This is a genomic window from Kaarinaea lacus (genome assembly GCF_975902315.1).
Window position 1 is genome coordinate 1 of sequence record NZ_CDLKIE010000413.1, and the last position, 4,572, is coordinate 4,572.

General features: G+C 42.9%; 4 protein-coding genes. 2 read left to right on the plus strand and 2 right to left on the minus strand.

The annotated features are described in order from the left end of the window. Both ACWVCM_RS13065 and ACWVCM_RS13070 read left to right on the plus strand, forming a co-directional pair. On the plus strand, window positions 1–1,135 hold a 1,135-nt coding region (locus tag ACWVCM_RS13065), incomplete at its 5' end, for an Ig-like domain-containing protein (RefSeq protein ID WP_455202199.1). Between the two features lie 396 nt (window positions 1,136–1,531). Continuing rightward, window positions 1,532–2,986, plus strand: a complete 1,455-nt coding sequence (locus tag ACWVCM_RS13070) for a sensor histidine kinase (protein WP_455202200.1) — start codon at window positions 1,532–1,534, stop codon at window positions 2,984–2,986. 57 nt (window positions 2,987–3,043) lie between these two features. On the opposite strand, the gene ACWVCM_RS13075 is transcribed toward ACWVCM_RS13070, so the two are convergent. Further along, window positions 3,044–3,595 (minus strand): DJ-1 family glyoxalase III, encoded by a 552-nt coding sequence (locus ACWVCM_RS13075; RefSeq protein ID WP_455202201.1) that lies wholly within the window; start codon window positions 3,593–3,595, stop codon window positions 3,044–3,046. A gap of 44 nt (window positions 3,596–3,639) precedes the next feature. Next, window positions 3,640–4,572 (minus strand): S41 family peptidase (locus ACWVCM_RS13080; protein ID WP_455202202.1); only part of this gene is annotated, 933 nt, incomplete at its 5' end.

The following is a 4,572-nucleotide window of genomic DNA, read 5'->3' on the forward strand; positions in this document are numbered from 1 at the left end:
AAAGGAAGCAGTAAGGCTTGCATCGCTCAATATTACCTCGATTACTGTTGAGCCTGCTGACGGTATAATTAAGACTACTTATTCCTATCAATTTTCAGCAATCGGCCATCACCCTGACGGGTCGACTACTAATATTACTAATAGCGTGGCATGGAGTAGTTCCAACGATGCAATTGCGACGGTTGATAGCAACGGTAAGGTAATCACAGTTGCTGATGGTGATGTTTCTATTACTGCCAGCCTGTCATCGCTGGATGGAAGTACCTCATTGACAGCATCATCCGATCCGCTGGATAGCATTGCGATTTTCGCCGACTCCAATACGCCCAATGATTTATCGGTATCCGCCTGTAAGAATATACAGTTAAAAGCAATTGGCACCTATAATGGTGTTGCTCGCGATACTATCCCCATTACAGATAATGTCAGCTGGTCGGACTTAAGTGGTAGCGATGGCTTCAGCACTGATACTAAGGGATTACTGCATACAAAAACTGACGGTACGATCGCTGTTCGAGCCAGTCTGGATGGGATAGATAGTCCAGATACTAATGTGACGGCTGCCGACGATTTGACATCAGTAGCGGTAACGCCAGAGAACGCAACCCTCGCTGTAAACGCGAAGTTACCATATGTGGCGACCGGCACGTATGCAGATAATTCAACGGAAGAAATTACCGATAATATTACCTGGACGAGTAGTGAGTCTACTATTGCTGATTTTAACACACCAGTACCCAATGAGATTACCGGGTTATCTATTGGTACCACGACAATTACCGCGGCGTGTGGTACCGATCCCGATACTGGAACGACTAATTTAACGGTTAATGAGGAAGTCGTTGCTTACGTGCAATTTGAGGACACAAATGGCAGCGAAATTAATCCGCTAAATACAGTTGTTGGGGTGACGACGCAGGTTGTACTCAAAGAATATTTGACCGATGGTAGTTCACGCGAGGTCACTGAAAATGCACAGTGGACTATATTTAACAACACTGACAATATAGTTTCGGTTGATAATACGACTGACAACAAAGGTAAGGTTACCGCGCTCGATGTTGGCACGGGTCTCGTGCAGGCGTCGTATAAACAAATTGATTATTTGTTGGTCGTCAATGTAAGCCAGCCTTAAGCAAGTTTAGTTCTCCAGCGTATCAATTAATATAAACGGCAAACAGTACCGTACTTCCTACACGTTCCAGTAAGTATCTAACCTTCTCTAAAGGTTTAATTAACGAGGAAATTCTTAGGTGTATGTGGCGGTGGTGGCATCCATTTTAGTGGTGCCATCGCTTCTGCGTGCTCCAATTTTTTGTTCTGTAGAGCGCCTAAATCCATTATTTTTCTAAGGTAATGTATTTATATCTTTTTGAATCAGGGTGTTAGGGCTTTTAAACCAGGCGTTTTAGTGAGTTGTTAATTATTAAACCAATTTACTCAGATTCCGATAAATTACTAGTAAATTCAATTAATAACCTCAGTATCCTGCGCCGTATTGTGCGGGGTAAAAATTTCTGGTTGCGGTGCAGTGTTTCGACTCACAAAAATATACCTAATACTTGGCATACCCGGGATTATCATTTCCGTGATTGGTGTGACGTGGATGTATCGCCTGGTTGCATTTGAGGATGTAAGAAAACTTACTCAGGAAAACACCATCACCTTAACTAAAACACTGGCGAATGTAATATGGCCACAAATCGGGAATATTGTTGCGGTAACCGATAATCATCCGGGTGGAAACCACGATCACAAGGCCCACATAAGACACACACTTTCAATGTTGAGCACGATGCTGGATGAGCCGGTTGTTGATTTGATAAAAGGGACCAACGTACTAAAAATAAAAATATTCAATGCGAACGGGCTGGTTGTGTATTCCACTGATCCTTCGCAGATCGGCAAACTTATGCCACCTGATTATCTTGGCAGCGTGGCCAATAAGGAAAACAGGATTATTTCTGAAGCCGAGTTTAAACCGCAGATGTTAACCTGGCGAGGCGATACCGTAGTTGATCGATATGTTGTGTCTTCATATTTGCCGCTCCGTTATTTTGACGATTATGAAGTGGAAGGAGTGTTTGAGATATACAATGATGTTACAGAAGTCTATAAACAAATAAATAACAGTCAGCAAAAATTTGCAACAGTGTTATCAATTGCACTGGGTGCTATATATCTATTTTTGTTTGTGTTTGTCCGTTTCGGTGACAAAGCAATTCGTAGAAATATTGATCTTGCTGTAGCAAGAGATAGTGAGCGCCAGTCAAACAAGGCAAAAAGCCATTTTCTCGCCAATATGAGTCATGAGCTCAGAACACCCTTAAATGCCATTATAGGGTACAGTGAATTACTTGAAGAAAACGCACGTGATAAATCTGATTCCGATTGCGTAGAGGACTCGTTGCGAATTCAGTCCGCGGCACGCCATTTGTTACATTTGATTAATGAGATACTGGATTTGTCGAAAGTTGAGTCGGGAGAATTAAAAGTATTTAAGGAGCAAGTTAACCTGGACACCTTTATTAAAGAAATAAAAAGTCTTGTTGATCCGATGATCATTAAGAAAAATAATTTTTTGGGTGTTAACATTGATGTGGGAGTTGAGTTTATCAATACAGATATCATTAAACTGAAACAAATATTATTTAATCTATTGAGCAATGCAGCGAAGTTTACTGAAAACGGGACTATCGACTTATCTGTAAATGCTGAAGGTTCATGGTTGACAATATCTGTATCGGATTCAGGTATTGGAATTGATCAGGAGAATATATCCAGGTTATTTTTACCTTTTACGCAAGCGGACAACTCGACAACAAGGAAATATGGAGGTACCGGGTTGGGGTTGGCGATCACAAAACAGTATTGCGAACTGCTCGGAGGAACTATTACTGTGCATAGCGAAATCAACCAGGGTACTACCTTTACTGTGAGATTGCCTTTAGAAGAAGTTCAGAGTAATAAAAAAGCTGTGGCTTGATATGCGCATATAACGCGTGATGTATTCTAGGATGAAATATATATGCTGTTCCAGTCGTTAAGGTCGCTGGAGCGCTGCCTCAACAGATACGCGCTTTTCTTTTCCAATAAGTAGTTCTATTAATTCCAGTGCAAAGTCCATAGCAGTGCCAGGGCCTCGTGAGGTGATGACTTTTCCGTCTATTACAACGGGATTGTTTTCTATGCTGGTATCACTCAGCCCCAGTGACTCAAGGGTTCCCGGATAACTCGTGGCTCGTTTTCCGGATAGTATTCCGGCTGTGGCTAAAACTTTTGGCGCGGCACAAATAGCGGCAGTGAATTTATCACGGCTAGCCATTTGCTTTAATAGAGCTTGAATACGGGGGTCGTCATTAAGGTGGTCAGCGCCGGGTAATCCACCAGGTAGCACGACCATATCAAAATCTTGTTGTAATACTTCATCCAGGGTTTTGTCTGCGATTAGCACCGTGCCCCGGCTGGCGTGGATCGGTTCATTCTTCAGGCTGGCAGTCACCACATTGATTTCTGCGCGACGTAACAAATCAATGATAGTGACTGCTTCCAGTTCTTCACAACCCTGCGCAAGTGGAACGAGAACATTGGGCATTAATGTTGTCCTGGTTGTGCTTTTTCAGCGTCCTGTAAACAGGTTTACTGGCGTAAGATGGTTAAGCCCTTCAACATATTTAACGCTGCGTAAAGCTGGTAATCATTTTGCGCCAGGTTTAATAGTTCTTTTTTCTTGTCTTTTTCCTTTTTGGCTTCTTTGTCAGTAGGCTCAGTTTTTTCACTGTCACCATTTTCCTCGCTACTTTCCAGGTGTCTAGCCAGATCCGCTTCCTTAATCCGTACACCATCACCGCCATCGACACTGGCAACCTTAATTCGTTCCAGTTCAATATCAGGTACGATGCCTGATGCCTGAATAGACCGGCCGGAAGGCGTGTAATAGCGCGCGGTCGTTAATTTCAGGGCAGTATTGTTTTTAAGCGGAAGAATTGTTTGTACGGAGCCTTTTCCAAAGGTCTGGCTGCCCATAATAATTGCACGTTTATGGTCCTGAAGTGCGCCTGCAACAATTTCGGATGCTGATGCAGAACCACCATTGACCAATACCACCATTGGAGCACCATCAAGTAGCTCATTAGGTGTAGCAGAAAATTTCAATTCTGAATCGGGTACTCGACCTTGTGTATAAACGATGAGGCCTTTTTCGAGAAAAGCATCGCTTACTTCTACAGCCGCATTAAGTACTCCGCCGGGATTGTTTCGTAAATCCAGAATCAGGCCGTTAATTTTGCCTTTTCCTTCTTCGCGCAACTTGCCTATTTGTTTAGCCAGGTTTTCGCCAGTGTGCGACTGAAATTGTGAAATACGTATATAGCCATAACCATCTTCCAGTATACGACCTTTAACACTCTGGACTTTTATCGTGTCTCGGGTAATGGTGATTTCTAAAGGCTTATCTTCTCCATCACGAACGATGGTTAAAACAATATCGGTGCCGACCTTGCCGCGCATAATATTAACAGCCTGGTGCAAGGTCATGCCTTTAACGGGTTTGCTATCAAGGCGGATAATTAG